The sequence below is a fragment of the Streptomyces sp. NPDC001606 genome, from assembly GCF_053596835.1.
This window is the reverse complement of sequence record NZ_JBSFHC010000001.1, coordinates 190,996-212,576: the sequence shown is the minus strand read 5'-3', so window position 1 is coordinate 212,576 and position 21,581 is coordinate 190,996. Positions and strand designations below refer to the sequence as shown.

Here is a 21,581-nt window from a genome sequence, read left to right as displayed (position 1 = left end):
GCCGGCCGCGCGGCGGCACCGGAACCGGCACCACCGGCCCGGCGCAATCACTCTGTCGGCCGCACGGGCGCCACCGGGCCGGAATGGCAAAAGATGATCGATATCCATAACGATCTAGGCTCAGCCCTTGTGCGTGGTCTGATCCGTTTTAGCCTCCGCACATGGGATTTCTTTCAAGCCGCCGCAGACGGGCACGCCTCGCCCCCGAACTCGACGACCAGGAGCTGGGCAGGCTGCTGAAGTCCCTGGTGGCGACCACCAGGACCGGAACCATCGCCACCACTGATCTGTGTGTGGCCCAGATATCCCGGCTGCTGGACCAGGACCCCGGCGACTGGGACCGCCGCACGCACCGCATCAGCGTCCTGGCGGAGTTCCTCACCGGGTCGAACCTGCCGAGATCCTGGGTCACCCGCGAGCCCCGCAACGCCACAGCGCTCACGCTGTACGGCTGGACCCGGGTCGCGCAGATCCGCACCCAGGACCAGCCGGGCGACTCCGCCGACGCCGTCGACAGCTGTCTGCGCGCCGCCGAACTCGCCCCGCAGGACCCCACCCCCTGGGTGGCCCTGCTCGGGCTGGCCCGCTGGGAACGCTGGAAGCAGCCCCAGGCCTTCGGCGTGTGGAACGAGGTGCTCGCCCGGGACCGCTGGAACCGCGAGGCCTATATGACCATGCTGTCCTATCTCAGCCCGGAAGGGGCCGGCTCCCGGCTCCAGGTGCTGGAGTTCGTGGACTCCCTGGGCGCCCGCATGCCCGCCAACGCGCCCTGTGTGGCGACGGAACTCACCGCCCAGGTCCGGCAGTACCACTCCATCCTCGACCGCGGCGGGTTCGAGGCGCTGGTGGCACGCAACCACTGGTCCCAGGGCACGGCGGTGCACGCCCTCGACCGCGTGGCCCACACCTGGGGGCAGCCGGGATTCCTGCGCCACGCCCAGGCCCTCGCCGACCTGAACCTCCTCGCCTACGCGCTGACGGCCGCCGAGCGGCGCGCCGAGGCCCGGCCGGTCTTCGAGGCGATCGGCGGGGTCGTCACCGCCTGGCCCTGGCAGGCCGGCGGCGACCCCCTGGCCGAGTTCGAACAGGCGCAGCGCCGGGTCACCGGCGTCTGACCACGGTCACCCGGTGGTGTCCGTGGCGGGCGGTGCCTCCGTCGTGGGGGACTCCGTCGCCGGTGCGGCCTTGACCGTGTAGAAGACGGAGCTGCCCTGCTTGGCCCGGTGCGCCTGGTTCCTGGCCACCAGGTTCTCCAGGGCGGTGCGGATGACCTTGGTCTGGACGTGCCGCTCGGGGTGTGCCCGGTCGAGCGCCGCGGTGACCTCCGCGGCGGACCGGGGCTCGCTCTGCTCCGCCAGATGGCCGCGGACGAGTTCCACGAGGGTGACCTGAGGCGCCTTGGCGGCGGCCTTGCGGGCCGGTGTCTTCTTGGCCGGTGCCCTGCGTGCCGGTGTCTTCCGGGGCGCGGCCTGCTCCGCCGCCGGTTTCCCGGCGGTCCGGGCGCCGGTCTCCTTGCCGGTCTCCGCGGGCTCCGCGCCGTCCTTCCGCGCCGAGCGCCCCGAGGCCGGCGCGGACGCGGTCGCGGACGTCGTGCGCGGAGCGGGTACGACCGGCCCCTCGGCGGTGCCGGCGCCGCCCGCCGCACCCGTGACGCCGAGCGCCTGACGCATGCTCACCAGCACGGCGTGGTCGTGCCGCAGCGCCGTCAACTGCTCCTGGAGGGCCGAGATTTCGGCCGTGACGCGGTCCTGTTCCTTGAGGTTGCGCTCAAGGTCGCTGGTGACCTGGCTGACGTACTGGGAGGTCAACTCGGTGACCGGGGTAGGGTTTTCGGGCATCTTTCCCTCCGGATGTGTCCGCGGCACGCCCCGCGCGGCCCATGACGCCGGGCAGGGAAACGGAGTTGCGGTGCGGGGCGCCCGACACCTCGATGATAGGGGCGGGCAGGCCCCGTGCCGCCGGAGGACGACACCTCGGTGCGTCACGGCCGTACGGCACACCCCGGGGTCAGCCGGCGGAACCGGGCAGTGGGCGGACGGTCAGGATCTGCTGGGCCGTGCCGACCGGACCCTCGACGTCGTGCAGCACCGTGCTGGTCAGACCCTGGCCGGCCGGGCCGAAGACGACGGTGGTGTCCAGGCCGGTCCAGTCGCCCACCGGCTGCCGGTGCAGATGAACCGTCAGGTCGACGTTCGGGTAGAGCCAGGCCGTCGGCGGCTGCCGTACGGCGATGCCGTTCGCGGTGTCCACCAGCGCGAGGTAGGAGGCGAGGGGACCTGCGGACTCGCCCGCCACCAGATCGAGCGGCGTGGACACCCAGGCGGTCGCCCGGCCGGGCCGCGGCGGTGTCACCGGCCGGACGTCCAGCGAGGCGATGTAGCCGCCGGGCCACTGGTCGGCCATCTGCCACCGCGCGAGCGACTCGGGCGGCGCGAGCGGGTCGTCACCGCCGCCCGCCACCGCGCCGGTGTCCTGCGCCGCGAGCAGCCAGGCACGGGCCCGGACCGCCGTACGGCCGGCGATGTCCACGGTGGCCTCGAGGAGTTCGATGGTGCGGCCGGGCCGGACGGTCTCCACCCGGACCTCGCACTCGTCCAGCGCGAGCCGGCCGAGGATGTCGTAACTGATCCGGGAGACGGCCAGGCCCTCGCCGCCCGGGCGGGCGGCGAGGTGACCCTCGATCGCGTGGGCCACGAGACCGCCGAGCGGGCTGAAGTGCTGCTCGCTGGTGTCCCAGGCCCCGCTCGCGTGCTCGGTCGGCTTGAAGCGGTGTTCGTCGATGCGTTCGTAATAGGCGTCGGGCTGCACGGGTCCATCGTCCCGTGAGAACCGCGACAGATGTTTGCGAAAGGGGGCCGGATCCGAGGGGCGTGCGCAAACTTCTCCTCGTACAGATGATCAGGGGGTGAAATCCTTGCCGTGGCCGGACGGGAGGGGACGGCTGACCATCCCTCGCCGCCCGGGCGGGCGGCGGCGTCAGCGTCCCGTCAAGAGGACCGAGGTCCCCGTCAGAGTCCCGTCAGGGCCCGCCACCGCAGGGGAGGCAGGGCATAACGTCGACGGCGAGCCCCGGTCCGCCTCCCCGCGCCCGGGGCCTTTCGCACCACCGCCGCCGGACCGGTCAGCCGGAGCCGAAGCCGAGCGCGAAGATGTGCAGGCCGCCCGCGGTGACATCGGACGGCAGGCGCACACTGCGGACCGTCCTGCCCGCGGCCAGGGTCACCGGAGCCGTGGCGAAGACATAGGCCCTGGCCGGGTCGGGAGCCGAGCCCGCGTGGTTGCGGTGTCCGGTGGTCACCGCGACGGTGTCGCCGGGCAGCGGTGTCGCGGTGCCGGCGTTGAGGGTCCAGTCGGAGAAGGCGACGGGGACCTGCTGGGTGGTGCCGTCCGTGTAGGTGACGAGGGCCGTGCCGGAGGACGGACCGTTGTTGGCGGCGCCCAGGAAGGACAGCGTGCCGGAGCCGGAGACCTGCACGGTCTGACCGTTCGCCTCGTAGTTGTCCGGCGTGGCGGGCGCGACGCCGGGCCAGGTGAACGAGACACCGGCGGCGGTGATCCGGGATCCCGGGGTGACGCCCGCGGCGGCCAGGGCCTCGGCGGAGTAGCTGTACCCGGCCCCGTCGAAGTTCGCCGTGTCCGCCGCCGCGTCGGCGGAGGTCCCGATGTCGGTGTAGGTGGGGTTCCCGGGGTAGGAGGGCGGGGCGGCCGAGCCGTCCGCCGCCCAGGCCGGGTTGGCGGTGGTGCCGAGGTCGAAGGCGAGCGTGCCGCCGCCGGTGAGCGCGCCGACCGGCAGGTAGGCCTTGTTCCAGGCCCTGCCCTGCCAGGTGGCCGACTGCACATAGGGCGCGTCGTCGGCGGCGTGCGCGCCGTCGACCGTGAGGGTGCGGCCGGACGGCAGGGTGAGCACGGCGCGCGGGAAGAGCGGGCTGCCCAGCGCCAGATCGGCGGTGCCGGGTGTCTCCGGGTACATGCCGAGCGCGGACCACACGAACCACGAACTCATCTCGCCCAGATCGTCGTTGCCGGCGAGCCCGTCCGGGCCGTCGGTCCAGATCTGGTCCTGCACCTGCCGCACGACCTGCTGGGTGCGGTAGGGGCGGCCGATGTAGTCGTACTCCCAGGGGATGTCGAGGCTCGGTTCGTTGCCCAGGTCGGTGTGGCCGCCGGCCCCGGTCAGCGAGGATAGGTCGGTGTCCAGGAACGCGGCCGTCGCCTGGTCGCCGCCCAGGGCGGTGGCCAGCCCGTGCAGGTTGAAGGGCACCATCGGCGTGTACTGCCAGGAGTCGCCCTCGACGAAGTACTTGCCCGAGGTGGGGGAGAAGCCCGCGGTCCACCGGCCGGAGGCGTCACGCGGCTGGACGAAGCCGCTGCCGAAGTGGAACAGGTTCTGCCAGTGCTGCGCCCGGTCGGCGAACCGGTGCTGGTCGGCGCGGTCGCCGAGGGCCCCGGCGAACGCGGAGACGGCGAAGTCGGCGGAGTCGTACTCGAGTGTGGTGGCGGCGGCTCCGTAGAAGTTGCAGCAGCCGTATCTGCCGTTGGCGGGCAGCCAGCCGAGCTGTTCCAGGTAGTTCAGCCCGGGGCGGTTGGCGCCCGCGGTGGTGGCCTCCGTGACCATGGCCCGCAGCGCGGCGGCGGTGTCGAAGTGCCGGGCCCCGAAGGCGTAGTACTCGGCCAGGATCGCGTCCGCCGGGTCGCCGACCATCACATGGGTCTCCCCGTTGTTCTCCGACCACTTGGGCAGCAGGCCGGTCTGCCGGAAGTCGTCGACCATCGACTGGGCGGTGTCCGAGGCGGTGCCCGGGGCGAGCAGCGCCTCCAGCTGGGCCTGGGAGCGGTAGACGTCCCAGCCCGAGTAGTTGGCGTAGGCGGCGGCGTGGCCCGGGTCGACGGTGTGCACGGTGCCGTCGAAGCCGGGGAAGTGCCGGTTGACGTCACTGATCACGTTCGGGTGGAGCAGCGCGTGGTACAGCGCGGTGTAGAACACCGTCTGCCGGCTGCGCGTGCCGCCGGCGATCCGCACCCGTCCGAGCAGCGCGTTCCAGCTGGTGTGCGCCGCGCGCCGTACGGCGTCGAAGCGCCAGCCGGGGTTCTCCGCGGTGCGGTTGTCCACGGCGTCGGCGACGGAGACGTAGGAGAGACCGACCTTGGCCTGGACGGTCCGCCGGGCGGTGGTGTCGAAGGTGACATAGCCGTCGGTCCCGCTCGCCCGCGGCACGAAGGCGTGCGGGCCGGTGGGAGCGGCGCCGTGCGGGACCGGCTTGTTCGGCGCCTCGGGAGCGTCGGGTGGCACCTCGGTCCGGGGGGTGGACGGTGTCGCCGCGGCGGTGGGCGTGCCGCTGTCCGTGAACGGCCGGTCGAAGAGCATGTCGAAGTAGACGGTGTAGGAGTTGTGGGTGCCGCAGAAGTTGCCGCTGGTGACCTGGCCGCTCACCTCGCTGTCGCCCACCACCGTGAACCGGGTGTCGGACACGCCGTTCTGGCTGGCCGTCAGCTTGAAGAGGAGGTTCGCCCGGTCTGTTGCGGGAAAGGTGAACCGTGCCATGCCGCTGCGGGTGGTCGCGGTCAGCTTGGTGCCGACGCCGTTGTCCAGCGTCACCGCGTACATGCCCGGGGTGGCGGCCTCCCGGGTGTGCGAGAAACCGGCGGTGGCGCCGGTGTCCACCGCGCCGGTGGTCGGCAGCACCGGGATGTCCCCGGCGGCCCGGCAGCCCGGTCCCGCGATGTGGGTCAGGCTGAACCCGCTGACGGCGGAGTCGCCGTACTCGTAACCGCCGCCGTACGGCCGGTGCGGTGCGGTGTCCGGGCTCCACTGGACCATCCCGAACGGTGTGTCGGCGCCGGGGAAGTCGTCGGCGGCGTGCGAGGTGCCGATGAACGGGTCGACGAGCGAGGCGGGGTCGGCGACCGGCGCGGGCGCGGCGGATGCCGGCGCGGGGACGGACAGGACGGCCGCCACGAGGGCGCCCACGGCGCACACGGACGGCCATAAGCCTCTGCTGGACCTTCTCGGTCGTGCCATCGTGACCACGTCCCTTCGGCGGACCGGCGCAACGGCTCGAACGGGCCGACGGTGCATGCCCGTTCGACAACGTTGTCCGGTAACAGGCAGTACACCCGGGAACGGTGGCCCCCCACCCCCCTCCTGTCAAGGACCCCCACCGCCCCCTGACCCGGAACCGGCCGGGCCGGGGGCTCGTCAGGGACGGTTCACGCTGCGATGCGCAGCCAGGCGTCGCCTGCGCGCAACCACAGGAAACCGTCGCGGCCCTGGCCACAGTGCCCGACGACCCGCCCGGGCACCCGCACCTTCCGGCGGCTGGTCACCTCCCAGGCGGTGCCGTCGAGCCGGGCGCCCACGAGTTCGACGGACCGCTTGTTGTGATTCCGGCGGGTGAACACCGCCCTGGTGCCGCGGACCGCGAATCCGTCCGGGGCGCGGATCGGACTGTGCAGGCTGGTGACCTCGCCGGTGGACGGAGTGACGCGGGTGAGGAAGGTGCCGCCGTTGCTGCTGATGGAGTACCAGACGAGCCATACGTGTTCGTCCTCGGTAGCGGCGGTGCAGCCTTGCAGCGGCGCGTCGGGCAGCCGGCCCCCGGGGGCCCAGGAGATCCGGCCCCGGGCGTCCCATCCCGCGAGGCCCGCCGCCGACTCGGGATGGCCGCCGTGGATGCCCTCGTCGCTGTGGGCCGTCCAGATGCGGCCGCGGGCGTCGGTGACGAGGGCCGGGATGTCGTCACCGATGCAGAACTCGGCCTCGGGCGTACCGGACGGGGAGAACACCACGGCGTTGGGTGCCCAGGTGCCCGTGCTCTCGTCGCGGAACGTACGTCCGCTCACCAGCAGGAACCGGGAATCCGGGAGCAGGGCCAGGTGACTGGGCCATATGCGGAATGTCCCACGGGGGTGCGCCTCTCGTGTTGCCCTGCGACGACGATCAGCTCCCCGGTGAACGGCACGTTCGGCCGCCGCCCTTTCCACCCCTTGATGTGGCGGACGCGCTCGAGGTACCGCCGGTGGACGACCAGGACCGCCGGCTCCCCGGCGGGTCCGGCGCTCCACCACAGGGCCCGGTGTCCCCGCAGGGCGTCGGCAGGGGCACGGAACCCCCGGTCAGAGGATGTCCTCTTCCTCCGGTACGACGACCTGGTCGATGAGGTGCTGGATCTGTTCGCTCGGCAGTGCGACCGCCAGGGCCCAGTAGTAGATGACCAGACTGAAGACGGCCACCACACCGATGTCCCACCACAGCGGGAACCAAGGGTGCTTGAGCGGACCGAAGTCGCTGAGGTAGACGATCAGGCCCATGCCGACCAGGTACACCGGCAGCCACTGGGCCGCGCGCAGGTCGAGCTGCGGGGTGATCGGGTTCATCTTGAACACCCGGTTGGCGACCAGGATGACGTACCCGAGGAGGATGGCGACGCCGAGCTTCCAGTCGGTGGTCCAGCCCGACCAGAGGATCAGCAGGTTGGCGACGACGAAGGCGAGCGGCGACATCCAGGCGCCGCCGGGCAGCCGGTAGGGGCGGTGGGCGTCCGGCAGCCGGTTGCGGAACACCCCGAAGGACAGCGGGGCACCGGCGTACATCAGCACACTGGCGCTGGTGATCAGCCCGACCAGGGACCGCCAGCTCGGGAACGGCAGGAAGCAGATGCAGCCGATCACGAAGGCGGTGATCAGACCGACCCAGGGGACACCCCGCCGGTTGGTGCTCTCGAAGACGGACGGCACATAGCCGTTGCGGCTCAGGCCGTACGACACCCGGGACGAACCGGTGATGTAGATCAGACCGGTGCCGGCCGGGGAGATGACGGCGTCGAGGTAGAGGATCGTGGCCAGCCAGCCCAGGCTGATCAGGGTGGCGACCTGGGCGAAGGGACCGCTGAGGGCGGTGAACGCGGAGTTCGCCCAGTGGGCGCCGATCTGGGAGGCGGGCAGCGCGGCGAGGAAGGTGACCTGCAACAGGATGTAGATCAGGATGCCCAGGAGGATCGAGCCGATCACCGCCCGCGGGATGTCCCGCTTGGGGTTGGCGCTCTCGCCGGCCAGCTGGTCCGCCTGCTCGAACCCCAGCAGCGCGAAGATGATGCCGCTGGTGGAGACCGCGGACAGGATGCCCTTGGCGCCGTACGGGTTGAAGCCGTCCGCCGCGGTGAAGTTGCTCGTGTGGAACTGGGCCACGGCGAACACGAAGATCGTCAGCAGCGGGACGCCGACCTTCCACCAGGTCGCGGCGCTGTTGGTGTTGGCCAGCATCCGGATGCTGAGGAAGTTGACGGCCGTGATGACCGCCATCAGCCCCACCGCCACGGCGATGCCCGGCGGGGTCAGGACGTGTTCGCCGCCCTCCACCTTCTCCCAGCCGCTCGCCCAGGAGTAGTGCTGGGCGTAGGTGATCATCGCCAGCACCTCGATGGGCGCCACCGTGGCCGCCTGGAGCCAGGAGAACCAGCCGAAGGACGCGCCCGCGGCGCCCCCGAAGGCGTAGTGCGGGAAGCGGGCCGTGCCGCCCGACACCGGGTACATCCCGCCGAGTTCGGCGTGCACCAGCGCCAGGATGAGGATCGCGAGTCCGCCGATGGCCCAGGAGATGATGGCGGCGGGGCCCGCGGCGGCCAGGGCGCCCTGCGCGCCGAACAGCCACCCCGATCCGATGATCGAGCCCTCCGAGGCCCAGATGAGTCCGATGAAGCCGATCTCGCGCCTGAGCCCTGGGCGATGGGTACTGGGACCGGGCGTCTGCTCTGACACGGCCATGGTCCACACCCCCTTAGTAGGGTGATGCTCAGCACCATGGTGACATGGAGTCGTGGACTCGGCTCTCCGTGTGCCGAGCGGGCCCGGCCGGTCAGGGGGAGTGGGACGCGAAGGCCAGATAGGTGCCGTAGGTCAGGGAGACGACGGTGAGGGCCGCGCCCACCAGCCGGAACCGGGCCGGCCGCGTCCGCCGCAGCCGCACCAGTGCCCGGGCCGCCGGGACGAGCAGCGGAAACGCGGGCAGCAGAAACCGCGGCCGGGACTCGAACGGGCCGGAGACCGCCACCACCGGCAGCAGCAGCACCCCGGCATAGACCAGGAGCGCCAGCGGGGCCCGCTCCCGGCACAACCGCCAGAACAGGGCGATGGCCGCCACGACGATCACCAGCGCCACGTCGTGCACGACGTCGCCACCGTGCCAGGGCAGCGACACCAGGAAGCGCAGGGTCCCGGCACCGAGGTCGAGGCGGGTGTCCCACGCGTTCTGCACATGGAAGTACCCGTGCAGCAGATCCCCGGTCCGGTGCCCCACCCACAGCACATAGCCCGCCCAGCCGAGCGGCGCCACCAGCACCCCGGCCCACAGCCCGGCCGGCACCCGGCCGTCGCGCCGTACGACCTCACGGCCGGCCACCACGATCACGGCCGCGGCCGCCGCGATGCCGTTCGGCCGGGACAGACCTGCGAACCCGGCCAGCACCCCGGCCGCCGCCCAGCGCCGCTGGAACAGCGCGTACAGGCACCATGCGCAGAGGGCGGCGCACAGCGGCTCGGTGTAGGCGAGGCTCAGCACCACCGACTGCGGAAGGACCGCCCACAGCACGACCAGGGCGGCGGCGGTCGAGGGGCCGTACAGGCGGTGGACGAGGGAGTGGACACCGAGCGCCGCCGCCCCGGCGGCACCCCACGCGAGCAGCACGGCTGCCTGTGCGGGGGACAGCGGCAGCAGCGCCGTCACCGCGTGGACGAGCCCCGGATACAGCGGGAAGAAGGCCCAGTCGGTCTGCACCGCGCCGCTCTGGGTGATGTGGAGCCGGGTGCCGTAGCCGTGCGTGGCGATGTGCAGATACCAGACCGAGTCCCAGGAGTGGGCCAGACCCTTCAGCGCTGAGTGGCCCGAGAGTCGGCTCACCAGCGCCACCAGAGCGGCTCCTGCCAGGCGTACGGCCGCGAACACCGCCACCGCCCGAAGGGCACCGGGGGTCCACACCGGCCACCCTCGCTCGCTCCCGACGGCGGGACCGGGGTCCCGGCTCCCGGACAACTCACGGCGCTGCGGTGGAAACGTACTCACCCGCCGAACCCTGATCGACCCCACGGGCGGACGCAACGGACCACGCGGTACAGCCCCCTCCGGATCCCGCTCCCGCACCCCGGCACGCCGTCCCACCGCGGGCGCCGTCCCCGACCGGCCGCCGCGACACGGCAGTTCGCGCCCGCCGGACGCACCGGGCGCTGTTCGCGTTCGGCGCACTGTGGGCTCCGCCATATGGACGCCCGTGTCCGCGCACGCCACGATGCCGTGAGCGTTTCCGGCGGGGGCCGTGAGCGCCGAGAGCACGGTTGCGAGGAGTGATCATGGCCAATCTGGCGGAGTTCCTGGTCGAGACGGCCCGACGGCTGCCCGACCGGCCGGCGCTGCTGCTGGGCACGACGGCCCTCACCTACGCCGAACTCGACCGGCTGACCGCCCAGGCCGCCACCCTGCTGGAGGCGGAGGGCGTGCGCCCGGGCGACCGGGTCGCGCTGATGCTGCCGAACGTGCCCGAGTTCGTCGTCTTCTACTACGGCGTGCTGCGCGCCGGCGCCATCGTCGTCCCGATGAACCCGCTGCTCAAGGAGCGCGAGGCCGAGTTCCACCTGCGGGACTCCGGCGCCGTGCTGCTCCTCGAATGGCACCAGGCGCCCGGCGAGGGCGCCGCGGGCGCGGCCGCCGCCGGTGTACGGCGCCTCGCGGTCGAACCCGTCGCCCTCGCCGCCGAACTGGCGGCCCGTCAGCCCCGGCCCGAGGTGGCGGACACGGCCGCCGACGACATCGCCGTGCTGCTCTACACCTCGGGCACCACCGGCCGCCCCAAGGGCGCCGCGCTCACCCACGCCGGGATCCGCCACAACACCGAGGTCAATGTCACCGACGTCCAGCGGGTGACGGATGAGGACGTGATCGTCGGCTGTCTGCCGCTGTTCCACATCTTCGGGCAGACCTGCACGATGAACGTCGCCGTCCGCAGCGGCGCGGCGCTCGTCCTCATACCCCGCTTCGACCCGCCGACCGTGCTCGACGCCATCGCCCGCCACCGGGCGACCGTCTTCGAGGGCGTGCCCACCATGTACGCCGCGCTGCTCCAGCACCCCGCCGCGGCCGAGGCCGACGTGTCCAGTCTGCGCCAGTGCATCTCGGGCGGCGCCTCGCTGCCCGTGGAGATCCTGCACGGCTTCGAACGGCGCTTCGGCTGCGTCGTGCTGGAGGGCTTCGGCATGTCCGAGACCAGCCCGGTCGTCACCTTCAACCACCTCGACCGCCCGCGCAAGCCCGGCTCCATCGGCACGCCCATCCGCGACGTCGAGATACGGCTGCTCGACGACACCGGCCGGGACGTGGCCCCCGGAGAGGTCGGCGAACTGGCCGTACGCGGACCGAACCTGATGAAGGGGTACTGGAACCTGCCCGCGGAGACCGCCGAGGCCGTCCCCGACGGCTGGCTGCGCACCGGCGACCTGGCCCGCCAGGACGAGGACGGCTATCTGTTCATCGTCGACCGGAAGAAGGACCTCATCATCCGCGGCGGCTACAACGTCTACCCGCGCGAGATCGAGGAGGTCCTGCACGAGCACCCCGCCGTCGCCCTCGCCGCCGTCCTCGGTGTGCCGGACGCCCGGCTCGGCGAGGAGGTGGCGGCGGCGGTCGTGCTGCGCCCGGGAGCCCAGGCGGAGCCCGAGGAACTCCGGGAGTTCGTCCGGGAGCGGGTCGCCGCCTACAAGTACCCGCGGCGGGTCTGGCTGACCGAGGCGCTGCCGCTGGGCCCGAGCGGCAAGATCCTCAAGCGGGAGATCACGGTCCCGTCCGCCTGACCCCGTGCGGGCCGGGCACAGCGACGGCGGCCCTCGAGCAGCCCGGCGGGCGCACCCGCGGCTACCGGAACTCGGCCCGCGCGTACCGCAGTTCGGTCACCAGCCGGTCCGTCTCGGTGTGCGGGGTGTGCCGGGCGAGCATGCCGCCCGGCGGACGAGCGGGGGTGCCCATGCTGTCCGGGCCGCCCTGCCGCCAGCCTCCCAGGCATAGGGGAGCGAGGGCTGGGCGCCGCCCCTCGTGCGGCTGCCGCTTCCGGGCGGTGGGGCCGTACCCGGGGCCGTCCGGCCCGCGGAAGACCCGCTGCCGCTTCCCTCGCCCCCAGCCGCGCACCGCTGTCCCGCCCGCCTCGAAATGCGCCCGGTGCCGGAGGCGGCGTACGGTGTGGCCGTGCCCGTCCGTGGGCGCGCGGTGCCGTGCCACCGGGGCGCTGCGTCCCCGCGGCTGCCACTGCGAGGGAGCGGGCCGTGACCGTGAGCGAGGCGCGCATCGACTACCGGGCGGTGTTCGAGGCACTGCCGGGCATGGTCGCGCTGCTCACGCCGGACCTGGTCTACCTGGACGCGAACGAGGACTTCCTGCGCCACTCCGGCCGCGCCCGCGAGGACCTCATCGGCCACTATCTGTTCGACGTGTTCCCCGACAACCCCACCGACGCCGGGGCCAGCGGAGCCCGCAACCTGGAGGCGTCGCTGCGCCGGGTCCTGGCCACGGGCGAGCGGGACACCATGGCCCTTCAGCGCTACGACGTCGAGTCGCGGGAGCACCCCGGCGAGTGGGAGGAGCGGTACTGGAGCCCGATCAACGCACCGGTCCTGGACACCGACGGCCGGGTGATCCTGCTGGTGCACCGGGTGGAGGAGGTCACGGAGCTGCTCCGGGCCCGGGGCCGCGCGGTGGGCGACCGGGCCCGGGTGCTGGAGGCGGAGCTGTACACCAGGTCCCGGGAGCTCCAGGAGGTCAACGAACGCCTGCGCCGGGCCCACGCCCGGGAACGCGAGATCGCCCTCGCCCTCCAGGACGCCATGCTCCCCGCCCCACCGCTGACGGACCACGAGCAGATCGCGGTGCGCTACCGGCCCGCGGTCGGCGCGCTGAACGTGTGCGGCGACTGGTACGACCTGGTCGAGCTGGCCGGTGCCTGCATGCAGGCGGCGGTCGGCGACGTCGTCGGGCACGGCCTGGCCGCCGCGTGCGTCATGGGCCAGCTGCGCAGTGCCCTGAGCGCGGCCTCCCGGGTCTCGGCGGGCCCCGCCCAGGCCCTGGACGTACTCGACCTGTACGCCCGCTCGGTCGAGGGCGCCGAGTCCACCACCGTGGTGTCCGTGCACATCGACTGGGACGGCCGCACCCTCACCTACAGCAGCGCCGGTCATCCCCCGCCCGCACTGCTGTGCGCGGACGGCACCGTGGTGTTCCTGGACGAGGCCACCGACCCGCCGCTCGGCGCCCACCCCGACCACGTCCGCCGCCCGCAGGCCGAGCTGGCCTTCGCCGGGGGAGACACCCTCGTGCTGTACACGGACGGGCTGGTCGAACGCCGCGGCGAGGACCTGGAGGCCGGCTTCGCCCGGCTCGCCCGCTCCCTCGCCGCCCACCGCGCGCTCGGACCCGAGGAGCTGGCCGCGGCACTCCTGCTCGACCTGCTCCCGGCCGCCGGCGCCACGGACGACACGGCGCTGCTCGTCATCCGCCTGTAGGCGCACCCGGGACGCCGGCGGCCCGGCCGCGCTGCCGCACAATGGCCGCGGGACACACAGCGGAACGGGAGCCGACGTGCGGGCACGAGACCTGGCAGTGGAGTACGAGACCGTGGGCGTCGACACCGACGCGACCGCCGCGGCACGGCTGATGGCCGAGCACCGGCTGCCGGCCCTGTTGGTCCTGGACGAGCAGGGCGCGCCGCAGGCGGTCCTCCCGGCCTCGCAGATGATCAAGACTCTGGTACCGGCGTATGTGCTCGAGGACCCCACGCTGGCCGCCGTGGTGGACGAACGCCATGCCGACCGGCTGTGCCGGGCGCTGGAGGGCCGTACGGTCCGCGACTGCCTGTCCCGGAGCGTGCCCGCGCCGCCGGTGGCCGAGCCCGACGCGACCGCGCTGGAGGTCGCCGCGCTGATGGCGCGGGTGCGCAGCCCGCTGGTGGCGGTCGTGGACGGCGACGGGGCCGGACGCCGGCTGCTCGGCGTGATCACCGCGTCCCGGCTTCTGGACCGGCTGCTGCTCGCCGCCTCCTGAACGGACGGCGCGTCAGGGGCTTGTCAAAGACGCATCAAGGGCCGGTAAGGTTCGCTCCGGTGTGCCGGGAAGTCTGGTCGGCGAGCAGGGGACAGATGTCTCTTCCATCCCTTGCTCCCCTCAGGCACGAGCAGCAACCGGAGCACTGTGAGCGACTGGCACGGCTGGGCCGCGATCGCCGTCTTCGTCGGCGCGTACGTTCTGATCATCAGCGAGAAGATCCACCGGGTCGCCGTGGCCCTGGGCGGCGCGGGTCTGATGCTCGCCATCGGCGCCACCGACGACGTCTCGGCGTTCTACTCCCAGGAGTCGGGCATCGACTGGAACGTCATCTTCCTGCTGCTCGGCATGATGACGATCGTCGGCGTGCTCAAGAAGACCGGCATGTTCGAGTACCTGGCGATCTGGGCGGTCAAGCGGTCCCACGCCCGGCCCTTCCGGGTCCTCGCGATGCTCGTGGTCCTCACCGCCCTCGCCTCGGCCCTGCTGGACAACGTCACCACCGTGCTGCTGATCGCGCCGGTCACCCTGCTGGTGTGCGAACGCCTCGCGCTGTCCTCGGCGCCGTTCCTCATCGCCGAGGTCATGGCCGCCAACATCGGCGGCACCGCGACCCTGGTCGGTGACCCGCCCAACATCATCATCGGCAGCCGGGCCGGCCTGACCTTCAACGACTTCGTCGTCCACCTGGCCCCGCTCGCCGTCCTGCTGCTGCTCGTGCTGCTCCTGCTGTGCCGGATCATGTTCCGCGGCGCGCTCGGCTACGACGCCGAACGCGCCGCCGAGATCATGGAACTGGAGGAGCGCGAGGCCATCCGGGACCCCCGGCTGCTGATCCAGGGGCTGGCCGTCCTCGCCCTGGTCGTGGCCGGCTTCGTGCTCCACCCGGTGCTGCACTACGAGCCCAGCGTGGTCGCCCTGCTCGGCGCCGGTCTGCTGGTCGCCGTCTCCGCGGTCGAGACCAACGACGTCCTCGCCGAGGTGGAGTGGCCCACGCTGGCCTTCTTCGCGGGCCTGTTCGTCATGATCGGCGGGCTGATCGGCACCGGGGTGATCGACGAGGTCTCCCGCGGGCTGGCGGACCTGATCGGCGGCAGCCGACAGGGCGGCGCGCTGACCCTGCTCGGCGGCTCGGCGGTGCTGTCCGGCGTCGTGGACAACATCCCGTACGTCGCGACCATGGCGCCGATCACCTCCGGGCTGGTCCACGACATGGGCGGCAGCGGCCACCACGTCCTGTGGTGGGCCCTCACGCTCGGCGCCGATCTGGGCGGCAACGCCACCGCGATCGGCGCCTCGGCCAACGTCGTCGTGCTCGGCATCGCCGAACGCAACCGCCAGCCCATCTCCTTCTGGCAGTTCACCCGGCACGGCCTGATCGTCACTGCCGCCACGGTGACGGTCTCGCTGGCCTATGTGTGGCTGCGCTACTTCGCCCTGACTTAGGGCCTCTCTTTCGGATCTTGCCGGCGTCGCGGGCCCTGGCACGCACATCTGCTGCGTTGTCGTCCCTCGCCGACGCTCCGCGTCGACTCCCTCCTCCGCCTTGCATCTGCACGCACCAGACCCCGCTCGGGTCGGCCGAGAAGGCACCGCCACCGCAGCCGACCTGATCCGAAAGAATGGCCCTAGGACGCCGGCCTGGTCAGCAGCAGTTCGGAGGAAGGTGCTCGCAAGGTGGAGTCGGGCATGCGGCGTGATCGCGCACTATGCGGTCGCAACGCCCAGGAAGCGCAGCACCGCCAGGACGCGGCGGTGGTCGGCGTCGGCCTTGGGCAGGTCGAGCTTGGTGAAGATGCTGTTGATGTGCTTGGCGACCGCGCTCTCGCTCACGACCAGCTCGGCGGCGATACCGGAGTTGGACCGGCCGCCCGCCATCAGCTCCAGCACCTCCCGCTCGCGCGGTGTCAGCCGGTCGAGCGGATCGCTGTGCCGGCGCACCAGCAGTTGCGCGACGACCTGCGGGTCGAGCGCGGTGCCGCCGGCCGCCACCCGGCGTACCGCCTCGGCGAACTCCTCGACGTCGGCGACCCGTTGCTTGAGCAGATAGCCGACGCCCCAGGTGTTGGCGGCGAGCAGATCGGCGGCGTACCGCTCCTCCACGTACTGCGACAGCAGGAGCACGGCGGTACGCGGGTACTGGCGGCGGATCACCAGCGCGGCGCGCACTCCCTCGTCGGTGAAGCCGGGCGGCATGCGCACGTCGACCACGGCGATGTCGGGCCGATGCTCCTCGACGGCTGCCAGCAGCCCTTCGGCGTCGGCGACTTGCGCGCACATCTCGAAGCCGGCCGCCTCCAGCACCTTGACCACGCCGATGCGCAGCAAAAGGGAATCCTCGGCGATCACGGCACGCACGGCAGCTCCACGGTGATGACGGTCGGGCCCCCGACGGGGCTGCGGCAGGAGAACGTGCCGTCGACGGACGCGACGCGCTTGGCGAGCCCGGCGAGCCCGGTACCGTCGGCCGCCGCGAGATCCGCGCCGCCCGCGCCGTCGTCCGCGACGACGACCAGCAGTGTCTCCCCGATCCGCTCCACGGTCACGTCCGCCCGGGTCGCCTGGGCGTGTTTGACCACGTTGGTCAGGGCTTCGGAGACCACGAAGTACGCGACGGCCTCGACCGTGGGTGAGGGGCGCTGCGGCAGGTCCACCGCCACGCGCACCGGGATCGGGAGGCGGGCGGCGACCCCGGACAGCGCGGCGTCGAGGCCGCGGTCCTCAAGGACGGCCGGATGCAGGCCGCGCACCAGGTTGTTCAGCTCGGCGATCGCCTCCTTCGCCTCGCGGTGCGCCTCGTCGATCACCTTGCGGGCGTCCTCCGGCAGGTCGCCGAGGGTGGACCTGGCCAGGCCCAGGTTGACGGCGAGTGAGACGAGGCGCTGCTGCGCGCCGTCGTGCAGGTCGCGCTCGATCCGCCGCCGCTCGGCGTCGGCGGCGTCGAGCACGCCGGCCCGGCTCTCGGCGAGGTCGGCGACCCGGCGGGCCAGCTTCTCCGTGCGGCTGGGGCCGAGCAGGGCCTCGGCCGCCCGGGTCTCCAGCCGCACCAGAGCGCCGGTCAGCCGGGGCTCGAGGAACAGCAGGGCGAGGCCGCCGGCGGTGATGTACGCGGCCTGCGTGGTGTACCCGAAGCCGGTGCCCCGCCACTGCGGGGGCAGCACCCAGATCCACACGTAGAGGGAGGCGGCCACGAGAGCGGCGGCCCAGACGGCGAGGACGGCAAGGTCCAGGAAGGCGAACAGCGGACCCGCCACGGCGTGGTAGCAGACCTGCCGCCACAGGGCCCGCGTGGTCAGCCGGCGCACCGCCGACTTCCACGTGCGTCCCGGCCCGGGTACGGCGGGGCGCGGGAGCTCCTTGCCGACGAGCGCCCGGTAGCGCCGCCGCTGCCCGGCGGTCAGCAGGGGTGTCACCACGAGCGTGAGCAGCACGGGCAGCGGAGTCACGGCTACCGCGCCGGGCGCGCTTACCCACGCCGCCATCGTGCCGAGCAGCCAGAGCCACAGTGGCACCACGGCGAGGTGGAGCGGCAGGCCGGCGGCGACGAGCGCGGTCCGGTGTCCCGCCCTGCGGAACGGCCGGCCCAGCACCAGGTGCAGCCACGTCGTGAGTTGCATGCGTCAAACGGTAAAGCCGCAGGCCATCCCCGTGCCATGACGCTCCCGCCCGGTTCGGGGGTGCACTTGTCTCCACCCCGGGTCGGAACCCTGCGTGACTGACGGCGCCCTGGTGTGCGGCCGAGGGTGGAGCACGTGAAGAGGAGAGCCGGCCGGGAGCGGGGAAAGACGATGCGTCAACTGGTGTTGTGCAACGACGAATGGGCCGGTGCCGAGGGCTTGGACCGCGCCGACGTCATCCCGCTCCACGAAGAGGCGGAGGAGCCGCGCCCGGCACGGGGCATGCGTCGGGCCGGGTGGCTGCTGCTCGCCTGCGGGCTCGCCCTGCTGCCGTGGCTGTACGCGGTAGCCACCGGCCTGCCGGCCACCGCGACCGCGGCGCACTGGCCGGTCGCCTGGGTCGGGCTCGACGCCCTGGAAGCGCTCGGCCTGATCGCCACCGGCCTCCTCGCCGCCGGCGGCGACCGGCGGCACGCCCTGGCAGCCGCCGCGACCGCGACGCTGCTTGTGGTGGACGCCTGGTTCGACACCACGACCGCGGCCCCGGGCGGCGACTTCGCCACCGCGGTCGCCATGGCGCTCGGCGCCGAGCTGCCGCTCGCCGCGCTGTGCGGCCGGCTGGCGCTGCGGGCGCTGAGCCGGCCCGCGTGACGCCGGCCGCCCGACTACGTACCACGGACCGAATCGATCCACTGGAGAACACCGTGCATCGCATCACCCCCGCCCCCCTCGCCCCGATCCCGGCCCGGACCCGTTGGGCGGTCGCCGCCGGCGCGGGCGCCGCGCTGGCCGCTGCCTGGTGGCTGGGCGACACCGCGCCCTATCCGTACGCCCAACGCGGCCTCCTCGACGTGCCGTTGCCGTTCCTGACCGCCGGCCGGATGGACGCCGTACTGCGGCCGCGACCGGGGGAGCGGATGCTGGAGATCGGCCCGGGGACCGGCCTGCAGTCGCTGCACGTCGCTCCGCAGCTCGGGCCGGAGGGACGGCTCGATGTGCTCGACATCCAGCAGGAGATGCTCGACCACGTGATGGGCCGCGCCGAGCGCGACGGCCTGGCGACGATCAGGCCCACCCGCTCGGATGCACGTGAACTGCCCTACGCCGACGGGACATTCGACGCCGTGTACGCCGTGACCGCGCTCGGCGAGATCCCCGAGCCGGATCGGGTGCTGCGCGAGGCGGCACGGGTGCTGGCACCAGGCGGGCGGCTGGTGATCGGCGAGTTCTTCGACCGGCACTGGATGCCCTTCGGCCGACTCCACCGGCTCGCCGACGCCGCCGGCCTCCACCTGACCGAGCGCCGCGGCCCGAGCCCGGCCTACCTCGCCCGCTTCCGACCCTGCGGAGCCGACGCGCCAGGCCACCAGAGCGAGCGCCTTGCCCCCAGCTTCCGGGACACCAACGACGGGCAAGCGTGAGCACCGCGCGCAGGGACCGCGGCCGGCCACGAAAGCCGCGGCGCCCCCGCAAGGTGGGAGACGGCGGCGGTTCAGCGGCATCGGGGGGTGCCGACCAGGCGGAGATCGGTGAGTTCCTGCGGCATGAGCGGGAAGACCACTTCGGTCCCACCCTGCTTCCGTCGGAGCCGGAAGCGATGCCGCCGCGCTCAGTGGCCGGCCGGCTCGGGGGCGCGCCGCACGCCGGTCACCGCGAGCAGGGCACCGGCGACACACAGCACACCGGCGACCAGCACGGAGGTGTGCACGCCGTTCATGAACGCCTGGTGGCTGCCCTCGGCGACGGCCGCCCCGAGCCGGTCCGGCAGCTCGCCGGAGACCGGGGCGACCCCCATGGCGACGGCGTCCCGCGCCCCGGTCAGGCGCTGGGCCGCACCGGCGGGGACACCGGCGGAGACCAGTTCGCCGGCGAGGGTGGAGCCCACCCGGCTGCCGATGAGCGAGACCAGCACGGAGGTGCCGAGCGCGCCGCCGATCTGAAGGGCCGTCGCCTGGAGACCGCCCGCCACACCGGCGTCCCGGACGGGGGCGTTGCCGACGATCGCGTCGGAGGAGGACGACATCACCATCCCGACACCCAGGCCGAGCGCGACGAACGGCGGCCACATCGCGGTGTACGAGGAGTGCGCGCTCCAGCCGAGCATGGTGAAGCAGGCGGCGGCCTGGAGGGCCATGCCGAGGGGCATGGTGAGCCGGGGCCCGAACCGGTCGGTCAGCGCCGCGCCGAGCGGGGAGGCCACCACCGAGGCCAGGCTCAGCGGCAGGGTGCGCACCCCGGCCTCGACGGGGGAGAAGCCGCGTACGTTCTGGAGATACAGCATGACGAAGAAGATCACGCCGAGCAGGACGAAGAAGTTCAGCGCGGTGATGAGGGTGCCGATGGCCAGCGCCGGGCTGCGGAACAGACGCATCGGCAGCAGCGGTGCCGCGACACGGGTCTCGTGGACGCCGAAGACCGCCAGGATCACCAGGCCGGCCGCGATGGCACCCAGGGTGCCGCCCGAAGTCCAGCCCCACGCCTGGCCCTTGACGACGCCGAACACGAGGGCGAGCAGCCCGAGGGCCAGCAGCACGACGCCGGTGATGTCGAACTTCTCCTGTGCGGCTGCCGTGTTCCTGCTCTGCGGCAGCACGGCGCCGCTGAAGACGAGCGCGACGACGCCGATGGGGGCGTTGACGAAGAAGACGGACTCCCAGTCGACGTGCTGCACGAGCAGACCGCCGACGATGGGGCCGAGGGCGGTGGAGACGGCGGAGACCATGGCCCAGATGCCGACCGCCATGCCGAACTTCCTCGGCGGGAACACCGCCCGCAGCATGCCGAGGGTGTTCGGCATCAGCAGGGCGCCGAAGAAGCCCTGGACGGCGCGGAAGACGATGACACCCGTGATGGATCCGGACAGCCCGATGGCCACGGACGCCACGGTGAACCCGGCGACGCCGGTCAGGTACAAGGTGCGGCGCCCGAACCGGTCGCCGAGCTTGCCGCCGAGGATCAGGGCGGCGGCGAGGGCCAGCAGATAGGCGTTGGTCACCCATTGCAGATCGGCGGTGGACGCGTGCAGGTCCCGGCCGATCTCGGGGTTGGCGATCGAGACGACCGAGCCGTCGAGGCCGACCATGAACAGGCCGAAGGCGACGGCGACGAGGGTCAGCCAGGGGTTGGCCCGCCTGCCGCGGGGCTGGTTCGCGGCCGCGCCGGGGGTCGGCGGGGCGGCGGAGGTGACGGAGGGCATGTCTGTCCTTCGTGGGTCGGGCGAGAACGACGGACGGGCGGGGCCCGCCCGGGGAACGCCGAGGCGTGGGGAGGCGGCCGGCCGAGGAATGGCCGGGCAACGCCGAGGCGACCGGCTGAGGAGCGGCCGGGCCGGAGCTTGGGGGAGAGGCAGCGCGCGGACGAGCGCACGACGCCCCGGCGGGACGCCGTGCGCCGGATCAGACGGCGCGGCTGTGCAGATTCCGCTCGAGCGAGGCGAGTGCGCCCAGGGCGGAGCCGAGGGCGTCCTGTTCGCCGTCGGTCAGAGCGTGCAGCGCCCGTACGACATGGGCGCCCATGAGGTCCTTGACCTCGGCGATGCGGTGCCGGGCCAGCGGCGTGAGGTGCAGATGGGCGACGCGCTTGTCGGCGGGGTCCGGCCGCCGCTCCAGCAGCCCCTGCTCGGTCAGCTGCGTGACCAGGGCGCTGACGTTGTTCGGCTTCATCAGCAGGGCCTCGGCCGCGACGCGCACGGTGACCCCTTCGTGGGTGTCCACGTGCCGCAGCAGCGCGAGCTGCGCCTCCGAGGGTTTGGGGTGCGGATAGTCCAGGTCGACCTGGCGCTCGATGGCCCGGGCCAGCGCGGGCAGGCACGACACCAGGCTCGACGCCATGGCGGCGAGGTCCTGGGCGGACGCCCTGGGCTGGGACATACGCCGAGAATAAGTACGTCGATATAC

General features: G+C 72.9%; 18 protein-coding genes. 7 read left to right on the top strand and 11 right to left on the bottom strand.

The genetic code is table 11. From position 1 onward, the window contains the following. Nucleotides 1-161: 161 nt before the first annotated feature. Nucleotides 162-1,115, top strand: coding sequence for a hypothetical protein (locus tag ACWCV9_RS01045; RefSeq protein ID WP_450783492.1), 954 nt, complete (start codon nt 162-164; stop codon nt 1,113-1,115). A gap of 6 nt (nt 1,116-1,121) precedes the next feature. Here the strand turns inward: ACWCV9_RS01045 and ACWCV9_RS01040 are convergent, their stop codons facing one another. The 6 genes from ACWCV9_RS01040 to ACWCV9_RS01015 all read right to left on the bottom strand — a co-directional run bounded on the left by ACWCV9_RS01040 (nt 1,122) and on the right by ACWCV9_RS01015 (nt 9,943). After that, nucleotides 1,122-1,838, bottom strand: coding sequence for a hypothetical protein (locus ACWCV9_RS01040; protein ID WP_450783490.1), 717 nt, complete (start codon nt 1,836-1,838; stop codon nt 1,122-1,124). Nucleotides 1,839-2,007: 169 nt separating this feature from the next. Beyond that, nucleotides 2,008-2,808, bottom strand: a complete 801-nt coding sequence (locus tag ACWCV9_RS01035) for a thioesterase family protein (RefSeq protein WP_450783489.1) — start codon at nt 2,806-2,808, stop codon at nt 2,008-2,010. A gap of 313 nt (nt 2,809-3,121) precedes the next feature. Next, on the bottom strand, nt 3,122-5,968 hold the full coding sequence (locus tag ACWCV9_RS01030) for a lectin (protein WP_450783488.1): 2,847 nt from the start codon (nt 5,966-5,968) through the stop codon (nt 3,122-3,124). A gap of 239 nt (nt 5,969-6,207) precedes the next feature. After that, the gene (locus ACWCV9_RS01025) at nt 6,208-6,840 is read right to left on the bottom strand and encodes a hypothetical protein (protein WP_450783487.1); all 633 of its coding nucleotides are present in this window, start codon (nt 6,838-6,840) and stop codon (nt 6,208-6,210) included. Between the two features lie 273 nt (nt 6,841-7,113). Then, nucleotides 7,114-8,760 (bottom strand): APC family permease, encoded by a 1,647-nt coding sequence (locus ACWCV9_RS01020; RefSeq protein WP_385842687.1) that lies wholly within the window; start codon nt 8,758-8,760, stop codon nt 7,114-7,116. A gap of 91 nt (nt 8,761-8,851) precedes the next feature. Beyond that, nucleotides 8,852-9,943: a hypothetical protein gene (locus ACWCV9_RS01015; protein ID WP_450783486.1), complete on the bottom strand. Its 1,092-nt coding sequence runs from the start codon at nt 9,941-9,943 to the stop codon at nt 8,852-8,854. 395 nt (nt 9,944-10,338) lie between these two features. On the opposite strand from ACWCV9_RS01015, the gene ACWCV9_RS01010 reads away from it, so the two are divergent. After that, entirely contained in the window at nt 10,339-11,832 is a 1,494-nt protein-coding gene (locus tag ACWCV9_RS01010; RefSeq protein ID WP_450783485.1) for a long-chain-fatty-acid--CoA ligase, read from the top strand. Nucleotides 11,833-11,893: 61 nt separating this feature from the next. Here ACWCV9_RS01010 and ACWCV9_RS01005 read toward each other — a convergent pair whose 3' ends face one another. After that, a complete protein-coding gene (locus ACWCV9_RS01005; RefSeq protein WP_450783484.1) occupies nt 11,894-12,253 on the bottom strand; it encodes a hypothetical protein in 360 nt (119 codons plus the stop codon). A gap of 50 nt (nt 12,254-12,303) precedes the next feature. Between ACWCV9_RS01005 and ACWCV9_RS01000 the strand changes: the two genes are divergently transcribed. The 3 genes from ACWCV9_RS01000 (at nt 12,304) to ACWCV9_RS00990 (ending at nt 15,514) form a co-directional block, all read left to right on the top strand. Beyond that, nucleotides 12,304-13,530: a PP2C family protein-serine/threonine phosphatase gene (locus tag ACWCV9_RS01000; protein WP_450784217.1), complete on the top strand. Its 1,227-nt coding sequence runs from the start codon at nt 12,304-12,306 to the stop codon at nt 13,528-13,530. Nucleotides 13,531-13,606: 76 nt separating this feature from the next. After that, nucleotides 13,607-14,068: a CBS domain-containing protein gene (locus ACWCV9_RS00995; RefSeq protein WP_450783483.1), complete on the top strand. Its 462-nt coding sequence runs from the start codon at nt 13,607-13,609 to the stop codon at nt 14,066-14,068. A 147-nt stretch (nt 14,069-14,215) separates the two neighbouring features. Beyond that, complete coding sequence (locus ACWCV9_RS00990) at nt 14,216-15,514, top strand: SLC13 family permease (RefSeq protein WP_450783482.1); 1,299 nt, start codon at nt 14,216-14,218, stop codon at nt 15,512-15,514. 261 nt (nt 15,515-15,775) lie between these two features. On the opposite strand, the gene ACWCV9_RS00985 is transcribed toward ACWCV9_RS00990, so the two are convergent. Beyond that, nucleotides 15,776-16,426, bottom strand: coding sequence for a response regulator transcription factor (locus ACWCV9_RS00985; RefSeq protein WP_450783481.1), 651 nt, complete (start codon nt 16,424-16,426; stop codon nt 15,776-15,778). Next, a complete protein-coding gene (locus tag ACWCV9_RS00980; RefSeq protein WP_450783480.1) occupies nt 16,414-17,685 on the bottom strand; it encodes a histidine kinase in 1,272 nt (423 codons plus the stop codon). Before ACWCV9_RS00980 ends, ACWCV9_RS00985 begins: the two co-directional genes overlap by 13 nt. 171 nt (nt 17,686-17,856) lie before the next feature. Here ACWCV9_RS00980 and ACWCV9_RS00975 point away from each other — a divergent pair, with 171 nt between their 5' ends. Beyond that, the gene (locus ACWCV9_RS00975) at nt 17,857-18,336 is read left to right on the top strand and encodes a hypothetical protein (RefSeq protein ID WP_450783479.1); all 480 of its coding nucleotides are present in this window, start codon (nt 17,857-17,859) and stop codon (nt 18,334-18,336) included. Between the two features lie 53 nt (nt 18,337-18,389). Next, on the top strand, nt 18,390-19,106 hold the full coding sequence (locus ACWCV9_RS00970) for a class I SAM-dependent methyltransferase (RefSeq protein WP_450783477.1): 717 nt from the start codon (nt 18,390-18,392) through the stop codon (nt 19,104-19,106). Nucleotides 19,107-19,294: 188 nt separating this feature from the next. On the opposite strand, the gene ACWCV9_RS00965 is transcribed toward ACWCV9_RS00970, so the two are convergent. Together ACWCV9_RS00965 and ACWCV9_RS00960 are read right to left on the bottom strand one after the other, a co-directional pair. Beyond that, entirely contained in the window at nt 19,295-20,881 is a 1,587-nt protein-coding gene (locus ACWCV9_RS00965) for an MFS transporter (RefSeq protein WP_450783475.1), read from the bottom strand. 199 nt (nt 20,882-21,080) lie between these two features. After that, nucleotides 21,081-21,554 (bottom strand): MarR family winged helix-turn-helix transcriptional regulator, encoded by a 474-nt coding sequence (locus ACWCV9_RS00960; RefSeq protein WP_450783473.1) that lies wholly within the window; start codon nt 21,552-21,554, stop codon nt 21,081-21,083. Nucleotides 21,555-21,581 lie beyond the last annotated feature (27 nt).